The following is a 20,030-nucleotide window of genomic DNA, read 5'->3' as shown; positions in this document are numbered from 1 at the left end:
TAAACCTTAAAACAATGATGACTTTCTTAGAAAAAGCCCTTGGCTTTAACCCCAAGTCAATGAAGCTCCGTACTGAACTTATTGCTGGAGCTACAACCTTCTTAACGATGAGCTATATCTTAGCCGTCAATCCTGCTATCCTTACCTCCACAGGAATGGATAAAGGAGCATTGTTCACTGGTACAGCCTTAGCAGCTGCTATTGCTACCTTGTTATTGGCTTTCATGGCTAAGCTACCATTTGCACAAGCCCCTTCCATGGGTCTTAATGCTTTCTTTGCTTACACGCTTTGCCAAACTATGGGTTATTCCTGGCAACACTCTTTAGCTATTATGCTTATTGAGGGAATTGTCTTCATCCTCATTACTTTCTTTAATGTGCGTGAGATGATTCTCGATTCTATACCGAACAATTTACGATACGCAATATCAGCGGGTATCGGTATGTTCATTGCCTTTATAGGACTCAAGAATGCAGAGATTATCGTTGCGAAAGATGCTACCTTTGTTGGTCTCGGTGCTTTCACTCCTAGTTGTATTCTTGGTATAATTGCCATCTTATTGAGTGGCGTGTTAATGGCTAAGAATGTCAAAGGTTCGCTATTCTGGAGTATTATTATTACAACCGTCATCGGTATTCCTTTAGGAGTAACAGTTATTCCTAGTAGTTGGATGCCTTTCTCTGCACCACAAGATATTAGTCCGATATTCTGTAAGTTCGACTTTAGTGGTCTTTTGAACCTCAAGACGGTATTGGTTGTCTTTTCATTGTTATTGGTAAATATCTTTGATACGATTGGTACTCTTATGGGCTTAGCAGATAAGACGGGTATTGTGGAACCAAATGGTAATATCCCACGCGTAAAAGAAGCTATGATGAGTGACGCCATTGGAACAACCTGCGGTGCAATGTTAGGTAGCTCAACACTTACAACTTACGTTGAAAGTGCAAGCGGCATTGCCGAAGGTGGTCGTTCTGGTGTAACTGCATTCTTTGTAGGTATTCTGTTCCTTGTATCACTCTTCCTCTCCCCTATCTTCATGCTTATTCCAAGTGCTGCAACAAGTGGAGCCTTGGTTATGGTAGGTGTGTTGATGATTGATTCCGTGAAGAAGATTAACTTGAATGATATTACAGAGTCATTCCCTGCCTTCATCACAATGATAACCATGGTGCTCTGCTACTCTATTGCTGATGGTATCTGTCTTGGTATTTTGTCATTTGTGTTTATGAAAGTATGTACAGCGAAATGGAAAGATCTTAACTTGACACTCTGTATATTGGCTGTTCTCTTTGTCTTGAACTTTATCATCAGTTAAAGATATTCATAAAATTGCTTCGCCCTGTAAGTATCGGTTTCTACGGACTACTTACAGGGCGAACTTTATACAAACAATTAGCCTTGAATCATCCTCACACTAGATTTATGCCCAACACAACAACTATAATCCCGTTTTTCAGAACTAATTAGTAAAAAAGGATGAAGAAAGTTTGCAGAGTTCAAATTAAATCATTACTTTTGCAACCGCTTACAATAAGTAAGGGCGTTTAGCTCAGTTGGTTTAGAGCATCTGCCTTACAAGCAGAGGGTCGGCGGTTCGAATCCGTCAACGCCCACTATCAAAGGGTAGTTTCCAGAGTGGCCAAATGGGGCAGACTGTAAATCTGCTGCTTCTAGCTTCGGTGGTTCGAATCCATCACTACCCACAAAAGACTTGCAATCCAATCGATTGCAAGTCTTTTGTTTTATATACCATGTAATGTATAACTAACTTTCATCCTAGTTATCATTTAACGTATAACTAACTTTCATTATCCTAATTAAAAGAATCCTTCTTCTTCGTTATGAATATTTTTTGTAACTTTGTAAGTACAGAACATCATAAAACATATACTTTATAATATGAAGATAAAAGAAACACCAGTTCTATTGCTTACCGGTTACCTAGGAAGCGGTAAAACGACATTGGTAAACAGAATCCTTGCCAATGAGAAAGGTATTAAATTTGCAGTTATTGTTAATGATATAGGTGAGGTGAATATCGATGCGAACCTTATCGAAGCAGGCGGCGTAGTAGATCAAAACGATGATTCGCTCGTAGCTCTTCAGAATGGTTGTATCTGCTGTACACTGAAAATGGATCTGGTAAAGCAGTTAAACGATATTGTATCACAAAATAAGTTTGACTACATTGTTATTGAAGCTAGCGGTATTTGTGAACCAGCTCCTATTGCGCAAACTATTTGTGCATATCCACAAATGTATCCCGACTTAGCAAAGAACGGAAAGGCTGTACTCGATTCTATCGTTACCGTAGTTGATGCGCGCCGTATGTGTGATGAGTTTTCTGCAGGTAATGACTTGTTAAAGAAAGACCTCAAAGAAGATGACATTGAAAACCTACTGATTCAACAGATTGAATTCTGTAGCATTATCTTACTTAACAAGGTGGATGATGTTAATGCAGAAGAGTTAGGATTGGTAAAAAGCATTATTCGTTCGCTCCAACCCAAGGCAGAGATTATTGAATGTAACTATGGAGATGTCGACCTTAATAAGATTATTAATACAAAAGCATTCAACTTTGATGAAGTAGCAACATCAGCCGCTTGGATTGCTGAGATTGAGGGACATCATGACGAGCATGAGGAAGAAGAAGAGCATCATGGGCATCACCATCATCACCACCATCATGGACTAGAAAACGAAGAGAGTGGTGAGGCATTAGAATATAACATTCAGACCTTCGTGTACAATGCGCGTAAACCATTTGATATTAACTTCTTCGATGATTTCGTAGCACGTAAGTGGCCAGCACAAATCATTCGTTGTAAAGGATTATGCTATTTCAAGAATGAAAAAGATATATGTTACGTATTCGAACAGGCAGGAAAACAAGTTAGCTTACGTAATGCTGGACAATGGTATGCTACAATGCCCGCATTTGAATTAAGGAGTTTCCTTGAAAAGAACCCTAAAATAAACAAAGATTGGGAAGAACCTTACGGAGATCGTATGCAGAAACTTGTATTTATTGGTCAGGATTTAGACAAAGACGCAATTACAAAAGCACTTGATCAATGCCTAACTGATTTCTAAAACAAGCATACAGATAACCAAAACAAGAGGATATGTCAATCGAAGCATATCCTCTTTTTGTATGCTTTCTCATACCGTTTTAATCGGATAATCCTTTACAAAAGAAAATCTAATTCTAGCGTTAAAAATGGAAAGAAATTACGAAAAATAAGAAGTAAAAGATGGTTTTGAATAAAACGATAGTGCTTTTTGAGTGAAACTATAGTACTTTTATGCTAAAACGATAGTACTTTTTAAATGAAAAGATAGTAGGTTTTTATCCAAAAGATGGTGATTTCTGGAGAAAAAGATAGGTTTTAATCGACTAACTGCTATTATGTTTTTAAGAATTTACTGATTATCAAAGTATTACAATAAGTATGAGAACTATCCTATAACTTGCATATTTGGAAAGAACCTAAGCTAGGATGAAAATAACGCAAATACAAGTATCGAAATTAGCAATATTCTATTACAAAAGTGAGATGATAATTCTGATGATTCGATAGATAAAAACAAATGCCCTCGCCTATCCGTTAGATAATTTCTTAAGGACGGGCGAGGGTATTTCACGCTAGAAAATTCATGTATTAGTATAACTGAACTTCATCTCCGAAACGGAGTCCACGCTCGGCAATCGCTTTGTTTTTCTTAACAAGACTCTTCAAACGGATGCCATACTTCTGTGCAATATCATACATGCTCTCTGACTTTCGCACATAATAAGGGCGATTCTTAAAATTCTTTGGTGCCTTTTTACGCTTCTTCTTTAACCAAATATACTCACCAGGAATGAGCTTATCCTTCTTATTACGCTCATTATATCTAGCTAGCTTATGCGCGCTGATGTCTAATTCCTTACTTAACGACTTAAAGCTATCTCCCTGTCTTACAATGATATAGTAGTTTTCGTTATATTTATGTATCGGGTGTGGTCCCGCTATAGGAGTGTAAGCAGGAAGTCCATTATCGGGAGTGAGAATTGGTGGTTCTTCTCCGCTGTGCTTCACCATGAATCGATCGTAATGCTTTGCCTTATCAAACTCATATAGCTTATAAAGTTCAATAATGTTAATGAGCATTTGCGCATAAGAAGGGTTCGTCGCATAGCCGGCACGCTTCAATCCGTATGCCCAGCCACGATAATCTGTACGATCTAAATCGAACAAACTACGATAACGAGGGCGCTCGCGAAGGAATTTGCAATGGTCTTCATAACTATCCAAAGCACTGGGATATGCTCGGAAACATTCCCCTTTTAAGTCATCGTCATGATAAACAGTTCGACCCGTCCAACCGTGACACTTAATTCCAAAGTGGTTATTGCCTTGAAGGACAAGATCGCTACGCCCTGCACTGCTCTCTAATAGCCCTTGCGCAAGGGTGATACTTGCTGGTACGCCATATTTCAACATCCCCTCAATCGCTATATCTTTATATTGATTAATATAAGTTTGATAGGCTTGATTCCACTTAATCGGAGCACCTATCATCGTGGATAAAAAGCAAAATAGGGTGATTAAAAGAAGGCTATATCGTTTCATAAAAAGTTCTTTTGGATTATTTGTGTGCAAAAATACACGATTTTTAATACATTCCAAAACGAATTCTCTTAAATTCTCTCAAACATTACAAAACTAATCAGTAACTTTGCTCTCATGAAGGTAATTATTACATTAGGTTCTAATTATAATCAGGAAGAGAACATTCGTAAAGCGAAAGAACGATTAAAGGAATTGTTCCCCAATATATGCTTTTCTGAACAGAAATGGACGGAGCCTATCGGTATTGTTTCTGATAGGTTCTTAAATTGTATTGCTACTTTTGAGACATCCTATCCGCAAGCTATCATAGAACGATATTTCAAACAAATTGAAACGGAACTCGGGGATTCGCACGAGAATCATAAGAATGGACTTGTACGCATTGATATTGATCTCATTAAATATGGCAATAAAACAATAAGGGATATAATATGGTTATGAATTTCTTGAACAAGATGATAATAACCTTCGCTATGCTTTGCTTGTCGTTCCAACCTTTATTGGCGCAAAAAAGTAAAGATTCTGAAGATTTAGGTAAGGCTTTAGATTATTTCACTTCACAAAAATATCATGAAGCATTGATCATTTTTCAGAGATTAGATAAGGCATATCAACTTAATCCTAGGTTTAAAGCTTATATTGGATTATGCTATTATAATGAATGGGATTATGAAATGGCTGCTAAATACCTAGATAATGCTATTCCACAACTAGATGCTTTTGCTCCGCATGAGCGTTCGGTGTATTACTATACGGCAGGTGAAAGCCATTTTAATATGAAACAATACGAAAAGGCTATTCCCTATTATGAGAAAGCTGCTACGCTTTGTTACAAAAGGGAGAAGCCTGACGCTTATTATCGTGTAGCAATGTGTCACATGTTTCTGGAACAATGGAAGCAAGCCTATGATAATTATATGAAAGCCGAAATAGATTATAACCCTTATAAAGCGGAAGAAATCGTCAAAACGAGATTAGAACAAACGAAAAGAATGGCAAAAGCTTGTTGGAAGAATTATATACAAAACTTGCCTAAGGACTCTGTGATTAGTAAAAACGACTAATAAAAATCCCATCATTTTATCTACATTTACCACAAACATACCGACGATAATAAAAACCATGATACTTGTTAAGAATCAAGTACTTACAAAGTAAAAGTAAACCATACATCCTACAAAGTAACATCGAATAAAAAACACAAAAAGAGCTACTAGTTTTTTTGTGATTTCTTCTTCTATTAATTTTTTTTTCGTACTTTTGCTGCATACAAGATTTAAACGTATCAGTAAAGAGAAAGTACGCTATTCTAGGTAACCTACAAACTAACTTGCAAATTAAAAGGATTCTCAAAGATTACAAACTCTATTAATCCACAGGTTATTAAAGGATAAAACTTAGATAGGCGAATTAGATATCACCATAATCTAATATATGGAGAAACACAACAAGGGCTGGCACCGAAGACATTAAGATCTCCGACGTCAGCCCTTAATATGGGTTATAAAAGATAACACTTATGCCATTGCCTCTTTTATCTTCTCCACAATATATTTCACATCATCATCTGTTATTAATGGTCCACTTGGTAAACACATACCTACTTTAAAAAGACTTTCGCTCACACCATTTACGTATGCTGGACAATCCTTATAACATGGCTGCTTGTGCATTGGCTTCCAAAGAGGACGGCTCTCAATATTGGCTTTATCAAGGAAGACACGCATAGCCTCAATATTAGCATTTGGTTCACAATCAGTATGTGCATTATCTACTGAATGAATAACACCTGCCGCACCACCTACAGCTCCTTGTACTGTTGTCTTATATGCATTCTCCTGACCTTTCACCTTAACAGAAGGGTCAAGAACCATTGTATTCAGCCAGAAGTTAGAATCAAACTCCGATGAAGGGTTTGCATGGAAGGTAATACCATCTATCTTACTGAAAGCCTCTTCATACAAATGAGCAATATGACGGTGATGAGCAATATGCTCATCTAAAACTGTCATCTGACCACGACCGATACCAGCACAAACATTACTCATACGATAGTTGAAACCAATCTTCTCATGCTGATAGTATGGATAACCCTCACGAGCCTGTGTTGCATAGAACATCACATTATTACGAGCCTCTTCATTAGGACAAACAAGTGCACCACCACCTGATGTGGTAATCATCTTGTTTCCATTAAATGACAGAATACCATACTCACCAAAGGTACCACATACCTGTCCTTCGTATCTTGAACCTAAACCCTCTGCAGCATCCTCTACAACAGGGATATCATATTTATCTGCTACTACAAGAATTTCTTTTATCTTTGCAGGCATACCATAAAGATAAACTACGATGATTGCCTTTGGCTTCTTACCGGTCTTGGCAATTCTATCTTTAATAACTTCCTCCAAAAGTGCAGGGTCAAGATTCCATGTTTCTTTCTCTGAGTCAACAAACACAGGAGTTGCACCAAGGTAAGTTACTGGATGTGAACTGGCACAAAAGGTAAAACTCTGACAGATGACCTCATCCCCTGCTTTAACTCCCAATGCAACTAAAGCGAGGTGTACAGCAGAGGTACCAGAACAGAGCGCAACAACACGCTTATCCTCTAAGTTTGGCAATGAATCTTTCCATAAGTTACCGGGATTATCTTCATGTGGAAGAATTGATTGTGGATAGCCTCCATCTCTAAAAGATGATTCTTTCTCTTTAGAATTAACCACAGAAGTAACAAATCTCTTCAGATCATCTTCAAAACCATTGACATTTGGTCCCAATGGCACCACCCAATTGGTGTCAAACGCCTCTTGGATGTATCTCATCTCGTTACCACTCATGTGAGCGAGACAAAGTAAAACACGATTTCTTTCCATTTTACTAATTATATTTTTTCACCTGCATAGTCCATCTTTTTTCCGAGAACTGTACAGACAATCATTTGAATATCTTTTATAAAGGAATAGTTCTTTAAATAATAGAGGTTTAACTTGACTTTATCTGGGAAAATAACCTCATCATTATATTGAGCAGGATTCTCAACAGAGGCTAAGAGTTCTTCCTCATTTCTATATTTCAAGCTGGCTGGACCTGTTATTCCTGGCTTTAACTTCAGAATATCTCTTTCTTCTCCTTGCAACTGATCTGCATAACCAGGAACGTCTGGGCGTGGACCGACAAAACTCATATCACCTTTGAGGACATTCCAGAGTTCTGGTAACTCATCTAACTTATAACGTCTAAGCTTCTCGCCAAGTGGTGTGATACGGCACTGTTCAGTTGAAGCAATAGAAGTTGCTTCTGAATCTCTACTTGCTACAGAAGCCTCTGCCTTGACTGTCATCGATCTGAACTTATATACAGTAAACAGTTTGCCATACTGCCCCACTCTCTTCTGACAAAACAAAATAGGACCAGGCATATTCACCTTGATTAGAATTGCTACTACCAATAACACTGGACTAAGGAATAGCAAACCAAACAAAGATGCGAGTTTATCAAATATCCATTTTAAAAACATAATTATACTGCAATATTAAGAATGATTTTTTCAGAATCTAAAAAAATAACCTTACAGATTAATCCTTTTTAGGTCTGTACTCTACATAGTAATCTCCATTAGGTAATGTTTCAATAATCTGAATATCATTAGCAGTCTGAGCAGATTTCATAGAAGCAATATTATCTGGTGCGATTGTTCCAAAAACCCTAAGACCTAATAATGAAGAAATCTCTGTTGCACATAGATTCATCATTTTATTGATTCCACGACGTTGCCAACGATAATCCGTCATATACCCACGAAAGGATTTCCCCCAAAAGAAACTCCGCTGGAAGAAATATCCAACACATACTTTTTGTTGAACAGCTCCTTCTGCAACAACGATATAAGCAAGAAAACTTTTATCTTTTGCTAACTTGTTCAATGATAGTTCATCGAAACCATGAGGTTTAAAGAAGTCAAAGGCTGACGTAGGCTGTTCTGCAAACATCTTTGCCAACATAGGAAGATTATCCTTACCAAGGCTCTCTATCCTATAGGAAAGTGCATTACCAGCCTCATCTGTAGTTTTAGTAAAATGAGAAAGAATCTTCTGAACATTCTTCATTTTACTTCCATACCTTAATCCAAAAAGGAAGGAATTGATAATCCCTATAATATCCCAGATCCAAGGTAACTTGTCACGTAGGATATGTGCTATTTTATAAAGCATCGTAAAACTCTTTTAAAGCCTTCCAAATATCCTTCTGCTCATACCTTTCACGTATCATTGGACGTGCATTGCGTCCCATACGTTTAGCCTCTTCAGGATGTTCAATAAACCATTTCATAGTATTAAGCAAAGCCTGTTGCATAACTTCAGACCCTTCTTTAAGAGGGGCAGCTATAATTTTACCATTCAGACCATCTTTAATAATTTCATTACAACCATTGATATTCGTAACTATAGCAGGCAATCCCATAGCACCAGCTTGCATTGGCACATTAGGGAATCCTTCACGATAACTTGGGAAGACAAGTGCATCAGCTTGAGCCAAGAAAGGACGAACATCACTTTGCCAGCCGACAAACTTCACCTTGTCAGAAGTTGTCAAAAACTCCTTATCTGATTCCGAAACGGCGTCCTCCTCCTCAAAAGTACCAACCAATATTAACCGACAATTCAATTGTTGCATACACTCCGTAAGCTCATGTATACCTTTATCTTTAACCATCCTTCCAATAAAGACGAAGGTAAATGTATCTGACTTATCATTAGTATTCTCTACAGGCAAAAAGAACTCTGTATCAATACCATTAATATTTCCATTCCAAATCACCCGCAACGGTTTCTTTGTGATACAATCCTCTTGCAAGGCATGTAATACCCCCTGCCCTTCTGGAATTACATTCGTAGCAAAAAGACATGACAATCGTTCCATTGTCTTAAGAATCGTCCTCAACATGCCATGAGCACCCTGATAACGTAAGCCAGTAACGGTATATACCCTATGCGGAACACATGCAAACCACGCAGCAATCATTGCCAACAAACTTCCCTTAGGAGTATTAGCATGTACACACCATGGTTTCTCCTTACGGAACAGACGATACAAGAACCATAAACCCTTGATATCTTTCACTAAACTAATAGGACGTTCTAACGGAGCATTTACCACACGGATTCCCTCTCGCTCACTGACCTCCTTCAGAACACCAGTATCTTTTGCAACACCAACAACTTCGAAGTATTGGTTCAAAAATTTCAACTGCCCTTTTAGCAATCCATCTAAAGATATGTCCGCAGTTGTAATGCGAATTAACTTCTTCTTCATGATTTAGAACTCGACACGTTCAAAATTCACATTTCCAATTCTTGCAGCATATTCAGGGAATGCACTCTTCCACATTCCTTCATGCCATAAGCTATATACCTTTTGTGCACCGCTGATTAAATAATAATCAGTGAACATTTTGATATTCTCAGAATCATCTGTTTCTCCAGCAGTATCTATATGCTTTACTGTTCCAGGCACGATATACACATCAAGCTTTGCTTTTTTTATCTCTTCAATAAAGACCATAGAGTCCGAAGCGATAAGAATCCTTGTGTTAGGATGCTGTTCAGATATCTTCTTTACAGCATTGATAGCTGCCTCTACCAATGCACTCTTTTGATTATCAGAACCTAACTCTGGGTTGATAGCCGTTTCCGTCTTATCACCCAAAAGATTCATAAAACGTGTATGAATTGCGATATAGTTAGCTCCAATCTCTGACTGATATAGGTCCAAATAGCGTTGAAGATAAGCTGTTGGACGGAATAACTCTCTATACAACTCACCCCACTGGTAACTCGTTCCAAAATGAGCATTCACCTTATCTAATGAGTTATATCCATAATAGAAATGTGTTTCGGATGAACGTTTCTTATATAAACGGGAAGGGTCTACTATCTCTCCATAGGTTATAACATTATTATATGAAAGAAAACCAAAATTCATTTGGCTCTCATCAATTAGCCAATCGTACTCGTTGGGCTCAAGATACTTACTTAAAACAAACGGATAACTCCAGTTCAATTTAAATGGCTTTCCCAAAGCTTTAGATATAGCATAAATGGTAATCAGACCTTTCAGTCTATCAAACATTCCACCATGCGGAATTCTCCCATCTACCATAAAAATATATGGATAACTATTACCCGTTGTATACAAAGAGAACCCTTTCTCCTTCATTATCCTAAACTTCATCAGAGGTTCACGATAACAGTAATCTATAAGCTTAACTAAACTATTTCTACCTATCATAAATTAAGACTTTCTTTCTTCATGTCTAAACTATTAAAATACTAACTGCAGTGCAGGGATAGCATCAAAACATGAAGTAAAAACTAAAGAGAAAATATATAAAAACTCTTTTTTACGACACTACAGTTTCATATACAGAGTTATACCCATTAACCGTTTTTGAAATATCGAACTCTAAAGCTCTATTGTAACAGCGTTCAGCTATTTCATTATAATAAGCTTCATCACTTGCTAAACGATTAATTTCTTCAGCCAATGCCTTTGCATCCTCATGGGGGAAAAGTAAACCATATCCTTTAGTAACTTCTTTCAAACCATTAACATCAGAAGCTATAAATGGCTTATGTGCACTCATTCCCTCTACATTACTAAGACTCAATCCTTCCCAATGAGAAGACATCACGATAACATCTGCTGCTCTCAGAACATTTGGAATATCAGTACGTAAACCTAAAAATCTAACTCGGTCACTTACACCAAGTGACTCTGCTAACTGCTTAACTATTTCTTGACGTATACCAACACCAGCAAACCAAACCTCAAAGTGACTGCTATCGAGTAGTCCTAAGGCTTTAACAACCGTATCCTGATCTTTCGCATCTCGGAACCCAGCTACCATCAAGATTGCCTTTCTTTGCCTCTTTAATGACAACAAAGCATTATCAGGAGTTGCATCACTAATGCCCTTAACATCTACACCATTATTAATCGTTGAGATTTGCTTATATTGAGGATTAGTCTTATCTAACCAAACTCCTCCCATGTACTCTCGCAATTTATCTTCGGCAATCTGACTTATACAAATCACATGATTATATTGCCCATACATCCAACTCTCAATAGGTGCATACCATTTCCATTCACGTTTGCGATTAGAAGTTGTGTGCTCTGTTGATACCAGTTTTTTAGAACAAAATAAGTTAGCAATAGCTACAAATAGTTGTGGTGATGAATTATGAGTATGAACAATGTCATAATTCCTCATTATCTTTATTAGCTTTAATATATAGAGCGGATTATAAACCCCATGTCCTAACGCATATATCTTTGTCTGTGGACTCTCTTTCCTTAATCTCTGAGCCAATGGTGTTTCTTTTCCATTAAAGATACATAAACCCACCGTATTCCCCAAAGCCTGCAACCTTGGTATCAAATTAACCACCAACGTTTCAGCGCCTCCCATATCCAAAGATGTTATGACTTGAAGTATTCTCATTGTTTTTATATTAAATTAAATCGCTTTAATATCTTACGTATCCACATCCTATCAAATCCTAAAGTATCTGTAACTATAATATTCTTATAAGAGTTAAACGTATGACTTCCGACATTCAAAATAGGATGTGTAGAATAAATCCTTCTAAGCTCTTTGAAACTGAAATTTCTTATATTTGTTTCTTGTAATGTGACTGCGTGCCCATACTGCAAATTACATTCTTGTGTCGGGCGTATAAGCTTATTATTATAATAAAAGAAAGCTCCAGACATACGAGCAACATTTTCCTTAAAAGAAACTGATTTCAAGAAAATAAACTTTTTTTCTTCAGAATGCCATTTATATATATATAGGATATTTCCATTAGGATTCTTTCTCGGAGTACAGAATAAAAAAGTTTGATTATCAATAAAGAAAGGAACAGCATCCTCAACACCTTCATCCAATACACTGTGTAAAAAATCGATTTTATTTGATAGTGGAAAATATCTATATATGCTTAAATGTCCACTTTCCCCATTTTCAGGTAAGATATATACATAAGGTTCATTAAAAGAATTTACATGAGTATCTATATCTCTAATAAAAAGAGACAAAGGGTCTTCTTGCCTTATGATAAAAGGAAAAGAAAGGTGTGTCGTTAAATCAAGGATTACATCACAACTCTGCAAGACGCTAGAAGCTTTATCTATTGTTAGCTTAGATATTCTACCTTTATTTGCTGGCTTAAAAAAATCTTCTACTAAAAGTTCTATTTTCTTTTCAGATACATCCAAAATAAATGGATCCGCAAACCATGAATTTTTATAATTATGTTTAACCCAATTCACTTTTAAAGGGAAATTATTCAATATGTCTTCTATAGAATTCTGAATAAAACCAACATTCCAACGTTCTTCTGTTAGTTTCTTAATTTTCTTTTTTAGAAACATAATATACACATCTAATGATTGAACAAAACGTTAATATTCATTTTACAATATATGAAGATAACTAGTTAAAGTTTATTTCTTCATTTTACATAACATTAAGATTATCTTTTATACTATCATTGCAAACCAATAAAAAACCAAGTAATATTCATTCATATTTTTTTAAATAAAAGTATATTTTCTCATAATATTCATCTATTCTTATCAGTATTATTTATCTAAAAGATAAACATCCTTTATATGCATTCCCCAACCTATTAGTGACACAACATTCCATATCCCTCTTATTTTCGGAAAAGAACCTTTACCATGATAACAGTATCTAAATCGCCAATAATTTATTGCAGCTTTTAATTTATAAATATATGGGATATCGTTTTGTAAAATTTCTGCATAACACATCATAGAAGCAATAGGGCTTTGCATACGTATCTTTACTATTTTCGATGTTAGTCCTCCCTCTAAATAATCACGCAAATAGATAACATCATTAATAAATAGTAACTTAAATTTTTTTGCTATTCTATTTAAAACTAAATCTTCTGGGCAAAACCTTTCATTATCAAACTCCGGGAAAGGGAACTCTCGCAAAACATCTATTTTAAACACTTCACAAACATCTCCTACAAATCCATATTTATAACGCATTTCTATAGAACTTATATTTATCGGTAAAGAAACGTTCCGCTTTCCGATAACGGTCCCATCGTGATGGGCCATCAAACCACATATCCCCCCAATTAAAGGGTTATCTTTTATATCCAAATAATAACGCTGTATAATAGATAAAGAATTTTGAGGTAAACTATCATCACTATCAACAATAAGAATAAGTTCACCTTTTGCTTCTTTAACTCCTCTATTTAGGGCTTTATGCTTACCTCCATTAAGCTGCTGTATGTAAGTTATAACTATTTTCTGTTCTTTTATAAACTTATCTACGATATCTGTAGTAGTATCTGTTGAACCATCATCAACAATAACCCATTCAAAATCTTCAAAGTCCTGTTTTGTAAGACTTTGATATAAATTAATAAGTAAAGAAGCCCTATTATAAGTAGGTGTTAAAACTGTAATCATCAACGATAAAATTTATCTATAGAATATTTCTCATCATACTCGTATTTTTCGTAGATAGGATCATATTCACGTACACCATTTGTGAAGAATGTTTTATAAGGAGAAAGCAAAAAACCCCAATAATACACAATTCGGAAGAAAAGTAAGAAACAGATAATAGGAATAATTTTCCTCGTTAGATTATTACTCTTGATATTATTTGCAATCAAAGATAATGTACTTATTACTCCTATCAAATAATACCATCCTAATCGCCCACCATTAAGAGAAAGAACAAAAAGTAATAATATTGCACAGAATCCTAAAGATGTATTGAGTAGAACTATATTTTTTTTCGTAGTTGGGATTAAAGAATAATTCTTTAATATGAAATATAAAAAAACAAATGCTTCTATAATATATTCGTATCTAAAGCCAGTCTCTTGCTCCGCATAAGAATCTGTTCGATATTGCATATCTGTTACATCACCATATAATCTGAATAATGCAGAAGGACCACCAGACAAACCAAGAACCAAACATATACTCATAATAATAATAATACTTCGTTGACTAAAACGTTTGATTGGTAAGAAATATAATGGGAATAAAATTATAGCAGAATTGTGAAATGAGGCTGCAACCAATACGCATATTATGAATTTGTACAATTCTTTCTTATAAACATATCTAATAGCAAACCAAGCAATACCTACTCCCACCATTTGTCTAAGATAAGTGAATGTAAAGAAGAACATAAGTCCCATAAAAAGCATTATAGCAAATGGATAATTAATGCAATACTTCTTTAGGGAAAAATAATATAGGAAATAAATTATCAAAGTATACAGTAGAATAAATATATACCTATTACTTGTAATAAAAGAAATCAAGACATTACTCCCAATATAACCTATCTCAGATGGATATAATGTAAAAATACTAGCATCTTTATAATTTCCTCCTACTCTAGTAATATCAGCAATGTCATCAAATAAACTTGCATATATATATCTATCATATCCACCAAGCATGTCAGACAGACCTACAAAAACGGCCAATATCACAAGTGAGAAAAACAAGGCCCTATCGCGATTGTAATTATACTTGATGGCTAAACTGTTAATGAAAAGAACAAGAATAAAAATGAATAAATAGACTATCATGTGAGGATATTTTTAATTATAAATAACTACTTGAAGAGACAGAAAAGCTCTTTAGAAGTAGTCTCTCCGTTATGCTTCTGCAAAATATTTTCTCTACCACACTCAGCTATAGCCTCATACTTAGAAGGATTAAGGTGTATTTTCTTTAGAATGTTAACAACATCTTTTATCTCTTCATATTGTATACATGAAACATTATGCTCTACAGCTATATTTTCCAGTGCATACCATGAGCCGATTACCAACAAACCATTAGCAATTGCGTCTAGGACTTTTCCCTTAGTACCTGTACCTATACATATAGGTGTTACCTGAATATCATGTTTACAAATTTCTTCAATATAATCAGGGGCAAATTTTATATGATGAGTTTCATACCCTGCTTTATTAAGTCTCTCTACATGATTATCCCATCCCTTACCTAAAAAAGTATATACATAATGTTCTTTTAGTTCTGAGAGATCTTTAGATTTTATCAGACAATCTATCAGCATATCAGCATCCTGCTGCATATACAAGTTATACTGCCCTGCAAATAAAACCTTTATTTTTGGAGAATTAAAGGAAATAACCTTAGCAGGTTTTGCAACTTGATAATGAGGGTGACGAAGAAAATGAGCTTGAATTCCAGGACAAATCTCCTCAAGGAAATTAACATCCTCTTTACCTACCAAATGATAGTGAATATTTGAAGATGTATCAAACTGTTTCTCCATATTCAGATACTTAGGATACATAAACGCTGATCTCCAAAATCTTATTCTATTTCTTATTGCGAAACGCTTACCAAGCATCCTATAATAATAGAGAGATTCACAATCTGGCAATGTATGTATTCGCCTAAAATCCTTTAATTGACAACTGACACGAGATAACTCCTCGCCATAAATCCATATAGCATCAGGATAATCATTAATAATAGTATCTAATTGTGAAGAACTTAAGCTAATATAATTACCAATAGGATAATTCAATAATATTCTAAATGGTAAAAGAAATCTAAGGAAAAAATTATACCACCATGGTACTGGCAATAAACAAATCTTTATATTAAGTTCCTTTGCTACAGAATCAATCTGCTCTTTAGAAAGCCGATTTAAGTTATACGAATAAAGAATTACCTCTATACTTCTATCTCTACCAGCAAGTAAATGATAAGGCAATGCACTTGTACCACGGATATTTTCCGCAGCAGGCATCATCACAGAAATCATAGTGACTTTCATATTATTCTATACTTTTAAACGACTTGTGATAAATTATTTAATTAAACAAGGAATATTCAAAAACAACTTTACAAATAATGATTTCTTCAATGAATCAAAATGTCCCTTCATTGGATATAACTGTTCTTTTTTCATTTCTTCTATAATAACAGAATTGATACCAAGCTTTCCCCATTCTTTTTTGTTTTTATATAAAGAGTATACCAAACCAAACAGCACATTCTGGCTTCGATTAAATATTACACTATATAACTGAGGGTTTATATCCTTAAAAGACAAAGCTAACCTACGGAAAGAATTTATAATATAAATATCATCCTTAATGTATTTTATCTTCTTCTCTGGTACCATAGACTTGCTGGTAGAATTTGGATGATATATATACAGATAAGGAGTTATATCGCTAAACACAACATTCGTTGCACACGGCATAAGTCTATATGTCAACTCAACATCTTGATGTGTAATTCCCTTCACAAAGAATATATTATTATCAATAAATAATTGCTTCTTTGTAATTAAAGCACAGATTGAAGAAGGATTATAACCAGAAAGAACTGCCTCAACACCAGATAAAACCTTATTGTGCTCAAGCATAGGCTGACTACATTCAACATCTAAATACTGTCCTCCTTCTGTTACGTTCTGAAGTTGAACAGCCAGAATATCCAAATTTTTATATTCGTCTAAAGCTTCAATAATCTTTGGCAACTGCTCACTTATAACTTTATCATCAGCATCTACACACCAAACATATTCACCTTTGCAAGTTTTTATTCCATAATTTCTCGCAGTACTCTGTCCTTGATTTTCTTGAGTTAAGTATGTTACATTGGAATACTTTGCTGCATAGTTCTGAGCTATCTCTGGAGATTTATCCTTCGATCCATCATTAACTATAACAAGTTCATACAATTTTTTTGGTAAATTTGAATTAAGAATAGAATCCAAACATTCTTCAATGTACTTCTCAGCATTATACATTGGAATTATTATGCTAAGCATTAAATCAAATTTTAACTCCATCATTTATTAAACTAATATAATCGAAATCATCAAGAAATCTTTTTAGCCCAAATATATTTTTATATTCTAGGATTTTACCTGGAAACCAATTCTCATATAGATTACTTCCCCTATAGAAAGGGAATTTATCTGAAAGGGCATAATTTACATTTGAAATAACCATCTTTTTAAATTTCAGAGCATCTAAAGAGACAAGTTCTTTTTCATCAACACCCTTTCCTTCCCACAAAATAACCATGTTATCAAAGTCAACTCTAGCAAAACGTTCTATCCATTTTCTTTTTCCTTCTTCAAAAGTTGAGTAATGAACAAAACCTATTTTTACAACACGATAACCAAGTTTTATTCCACCAACAGGATAAGAATATTTAGAGTCATTTATCTTGAAAACATCAGTTTTAGAAAACTCTCTTATATTTGAAACAAAAAAAATAAAATCATCTGCACTATAAAAGAGAGTGTTTATTGTAGGCGTATCAAATTTTAGTCCTAAATCGTGTAGAATAACACCACCCGTACAATTGTTACAAATAATACTACATTTATCTCTGTAACAGTACTTTGATTTCTTTTTATGATACAATCGTCTAGGATTAGTCATAACACGTGAGGCTAATCCTTTTAGATGATTGAGAAGAAAGCTCTTAAAGTCTACCATCAATTTGATTTCTATTTAAGAAGCCTTTGACGTCATAAATAACACCATTCTCATTTAATTTCTCTCTCCAGTCTGTATCAGCAAACTGCTTATGAGAAACGGCAAGAATAATAGCATCATATTTCTTATCCTTAGGCAAAGACGCGACAGCATCAATCCCATATTCTTTCTTCACTCTTTCAACATTAGCCCATGGGTCTAAGACCGTAATGTTTGAAGTGTATTCCGACAATGTAGAATAGATATCAACAACCTTAGTATTACGTACATCAGGACAATTTTCCTTAAAGGTGATACCAAGTATCAAGATATTAGAATCCTTGACGAGTGCACCCTTCTTATTCATCATCTTGATTGTCTGATTTGCGACGTAATCTCCCATACCGTCATTCAATCTACGTGCTGCAGACATGATACGTGGCAAGACACCATAGACCTGTGCCTTTTGAATGAGATAATAAGGATCTACACTGATACAATGACCACCAACTAAACCAGGATTCAACTTAATAAAATTCCACTTAGAAGCAGCAGCATCTATTACATCTCTTGTATCGATACCCATTGCATTAAAGATCTTAGCCAACTCATTCATAAACGCAATGTTAACGTCACGTTGAGAGTTCTCAATAATCTTTGAAGCTTCAGCTACTTTTATAGAAGGTGCTTTATGTGTTCCGTTGATAAGAACTGCATTATACACATTATCTACCAAATCAGCAATCTCTGGAGTAGAACCTGATGTTACCTTTTTTATTTTTTCTACAGTATGCTCCTTATCACCTGGGTTTATACGCTCAGGAGAATAACCTGCAAAAAAATCTTTATTGAATGTTAAGCCAGAAACCTTCTCTACTACAGGTAAACATTCTTCTTCCGTTACTCCTGGATAAACAGTTGACTCGTAAACAACAATATCTCCCTTAGAAATAACTTTACCAACAGTCTCGCTTGCACCCCAAAGAGGCTTCAAGTCAGGGCGATTGTTTACATCTACAGGTGTTGGTACAGCAACTACATAAAAATTACAGTCTCTAATGTCTTCCAGATTAGTTGTACAAAGAAAACCATTTTTTATAGCAGACTGTAATAACTCATCTGATACTTCTAATGTAGCATCATGACCAGCCATTAACGCATCAACACGACTCTGATTCATATCAAAACCAACGGTCTTAAACTTTGTTGAGAATAATCTTGCCAAAGGCAAGCCAACATAACCTAAGCCAATAACGGCAATTTTAATATTTTCCACTTTCATAACTCTATTTTTTTTTCAATCTTATCAGAAACAATTGATATTGGTTTATCTATTAAATTAAAAATAAATACTCTTATTTTATCCATTAACATACAAATCACTGACAGTAATATTGAAAAGATTATAATTGTACCAAATAAGTAATATGGATTCATATAAATAATCTTCATAAAAGGTTTCACATATATAATTTCTCTCATCAAGGGATGTTCATGTATCAAATAAATTGCAAGAGAAGAACTTGCTAAATAGTTTATAATATTATTCTTGAACGATAAATTTCTAAATAAACAGAAAATTGAAATAGAAAGTATCAAAAGAAAAGGGGAATTATATACATAAGTATATGCCATAAAATGAATAAAGAGAGAATGTGTTTCGGGAAGCAAATATCCTCCTCCTAATACTATCAAAGAAAGCAGAAGTATTAAAAAATGAAATCGACCTCAAATCCGCAACTAAGCCCTTGAAGGTTCTTATTGCGTTTACACGTCCTCTCATTACTGAATTTGCAGATAATTTGAACTTGAAGCACCCACTTCTGCCTACAATATCCCCTTACCCCACAA

Annotated in this window: 18 protein-coding genes and 2 tRNA genes; 6 read left to right on the top strand and 14 right to left on the bottom strand. The window is 34.9% G+C overall.

What is annotated here, in order from left to right; translation table 11 throughout:
* The first annotated feature begins 17 nt into the window (after positions 1-17).
* The 4 genes from F0475_RS10845 (at position 18) to F0475_RS10830 (ending at position 3,100) form a co-directional block, all read left to right on the top strand.
* Positions 18-1,319 (top strand): NCS2 family permease, encoded by a 1,302-nt coding sequence (locus F0475_RS10845; RefSeq protein ID WP_155716675.1) that lies wholly within the window; start codon positions 18-20, stop codon positions 1,317-1,319.
* Between the two features lie 223 nt (positions 1,320-1,542).
* Positions 1,543-1,617 (top strand) — tRNA-Val (locus tag F0475_RS10840).
* Positions 1,618-1,625: 8 nt separating this feature from the next.
* Positions 1,626-1,707, top strand: a tRNA-Tyr gene (locus F0475_RS10835).
* A 196-nt stretch (positions 1,708-1,903) separates the two neighbouring features.
* Positions 1,904-3,100, top strand: a complete 1,197-nt coding sequence (locus F0475_RS10830) for a CobW family GTP-binding protein (protein WP_155716645.1) — start codon at positions 1,904-1,906, stop codon at positions 3,098-3,100.
* Between the two features lie 569 nt (positions 3,101-3,669).
* Here F0475_RS10830 and F0475_RS10825 read toward each other — a convergent pair.
* On the bottom strand, positions 3,670-4,572 hold the full coding sequence (locus F0475_RS10825) for a glucosaminidase domain-containing protein (protein ID WP_449421268.1): 903 nt from the start codon (positions 4,570-4,572) through the stop codon (positions 3,670-3,672).
* A gap of 165 nt (positions 4,573-4,737) precedes the next feature.
* Here F0475_RS10825 and F0475_RS10820 point away from each other — a divergent pair, with 165 nt between their 5' ends.
* Both F0475_RS10820 and F0475_RS10815 read left to right on the top strand, forming a co-directional pair.
* Positions 4,738-5,064, top strand: coding sequence for a 2-amino-4-hydroxy-6-hydroxymethyldihydropteridine diphosphokinase (locus F0475_RS10820; RefSeq protein WP_009436039.1), 327 nt, complete (start codon positions 4,738-4,740; stop codon positions 5,062-5,064).
* Between the two features lie 14 nt (positions 5,065-5,078).
* Positions 5,079-5,687 carry a tetratricopeptide repeat protein gene (locus F0475_RS10815; RefSeq protein ID WP_234423003.1) on the top strand — a complete coding sequence of 203 codons (609 nt, stop codon included), beginning with the start codon at positions 5,079-5,081 and terminating at the stop codon, positions 5,685-5,687.
* Between the two features lie 453 nt (positions 5,688-6,140).
* On the opposite strand, the gene F0475_RS10810 is transcribed toward F0475_RS10815, so the two are convergent.
* From F0475_RS10810 to F0475_RS10750, 13 genes are all read right to left on the bottom strand, one after another.
* A complete protein-coding gene (locus tag F0475_RS10810; protein ID WP_155716642.1) occupies positions 6,141-7,502 on the bottom strand; it encodes an aminotransferase class I/II-fold pyridoxal phosphate-dependent enzyme in 1,362 nt (453 codons plus the stop codon).
* An 8-nt stretch (positions 7,503-7,510) separates the two neighbouring features.
* A complete protein-coding gene (locus F0475_RS10805; protein ID WP_155716641.1) occupies positions 7,511-8,146 on the bottom strand; it encodes a sugar transferase in 636 nt (211 codons plus the stop codon).
* Between the two features lie 58 nt (positions 8,147-8,204).
* The gene (locus tag F0475_RS10800) at positions 8,205-8,840 is read right to left on the bottom strand and encodes a GNAT family N-acetyltransferase (protein ID WP_155716640.1); all 636 of its coding nucleotides are present in this window, start codon (positions 8,838-8,840) and stop codon (positions 8,205-8,207) included.
* Entirely contained in the window at positions 8,830-9,942 is a 1,113-nt protein-coding gene (locus tag F0475_RS10795; protein WP_155716639.1) for a glycosyltransferase family 4 protein, read from the bottom strand. Before F0475_RS10795 ends, F0475_RS10800 begins: the two co-directional genes overlap by 11 nt.
* 3 nt (positions 9,943-9,945) lie before the next feature.
* Entirely contained in the window at positions 9,946-10,860 is a 915-nt protein-coding gene (locus F0475_RS10790; RefSeq protein WP_155716638.1) for an O-fucosyltransferase family protein, read from the bottom strand.
* A gap of 169 nt (positions 10,861-11,029) precedes the next feature.
* Complete coding sequence (locus F0475_RS10785; protein WP_155716637.1) at positions 11,030-12,133, bottom strand: glycosyltransferase family 4 protein; 1,104 nt, start codon at positions 12,131-12,133, stop codon at positions 11,030-11,032.
* Between the two features lie 5 nt (positions 12,134-12,138).
* Positions 12,139-13,065, bottom strand: a complete 927-nt coding sequence (locus F0475_RS10780) for a glucosamine inositolphosphorylceramide transferase family protein (RefSeq protein ID WP_004361243.1) — start codon at positions 13,063-13,065, stop codon at positions 12,139-12,141.
* 210 nt (positions 13,066-13,275) lie between these two features.
* Positions 13,276-14,145, bottom strand: a complete 870-nt coding sequence (locus F0475_RS10775) for a glycosyltransferase family A protein (protein WP_036886804.1) — start codon at positions 14,143-14,145, stop codon at positions 13,276-13,278.
* A complete protein-coding gene (locus F0475_RS10770; protein WP_155716636.1) occupies positions 14,145-15,290 on the bottom strand; it encodes an EpsG family protein in 1,146 nt (381 codons plus the stop codon). The genes F0475_RS10775 and F0475_RS10770 overlap by 1 nt, the downstream gene beginning before the upstream one ends.
* Before the next feature lie 26 nt (positions 15,291-15,316).
* A complete protein-coding gene (locus F0475_RS10765; RefSeq protein ID WP_155716635.1) occupies positions 15,317-16,516 on the bottom strand; it encodes a glycosyltransferase in 1,200 nt (399 codons plus the stop codon).
* Between the two features lie 33 nt (positions 16,517-16,549).
* Positions 16,550-17,545 (bottom strand): glycosyltransferase, encoded by a 996-nt coding sequence (locus F0475_RS10760; RefSeq protein WP_155716634.1) that lies wholly within the window; start codon positions 17,543-17,545, stop codon positions 16,550-16,552.
* Positions 17,526-18,200 carry a DUF1919 domain-containing protein gene (locus F0475_RS10755; protein ID WP_155716633.1) on the bottom strand — a complete coding sequence of 225 codons (675 nt, stop codon included), beginning with the start codon at positions 18,198-18,200 and terminating at the stop codon, positions 17,526-17,528. Before F0475_RS10755 ends, F0475_RS10760 begins: the two co-directional genes overlap by 20 nt.
* Positions 18,187-19,461 (bottom strand): nucleotide sugar dehydrogenase, encoded by a 1,275-nt coding sequence (locus tag F0475_RS10750; RefSeq protein WP_155716632.1) that lies wholly within the window; start codon positions 19,459-19,461, stop codon positions 18,187-18,189. Before F0475_RS10750 ends, F0475_RS10755 begins: the two co-directional genes overlap by 14 nt.
* Between the last annotated feature and the right edge of the window lie 569 nt (positions 19,462-20,030).

It is taken from the genome of Prevotella vespertina (assembly GCF_009728485.1).
Taxonomy (GTDB): Bacteria; Bacteroidota; Bacteroidia; order Bacteroidales; family Bacteroidaceae; genus Prevotella; species Prevotella vespertina.
Note: the sequence above shows the minus strand (reverse complement) of the source record. Positions and strands in the feature narration are given on the sequence as shown.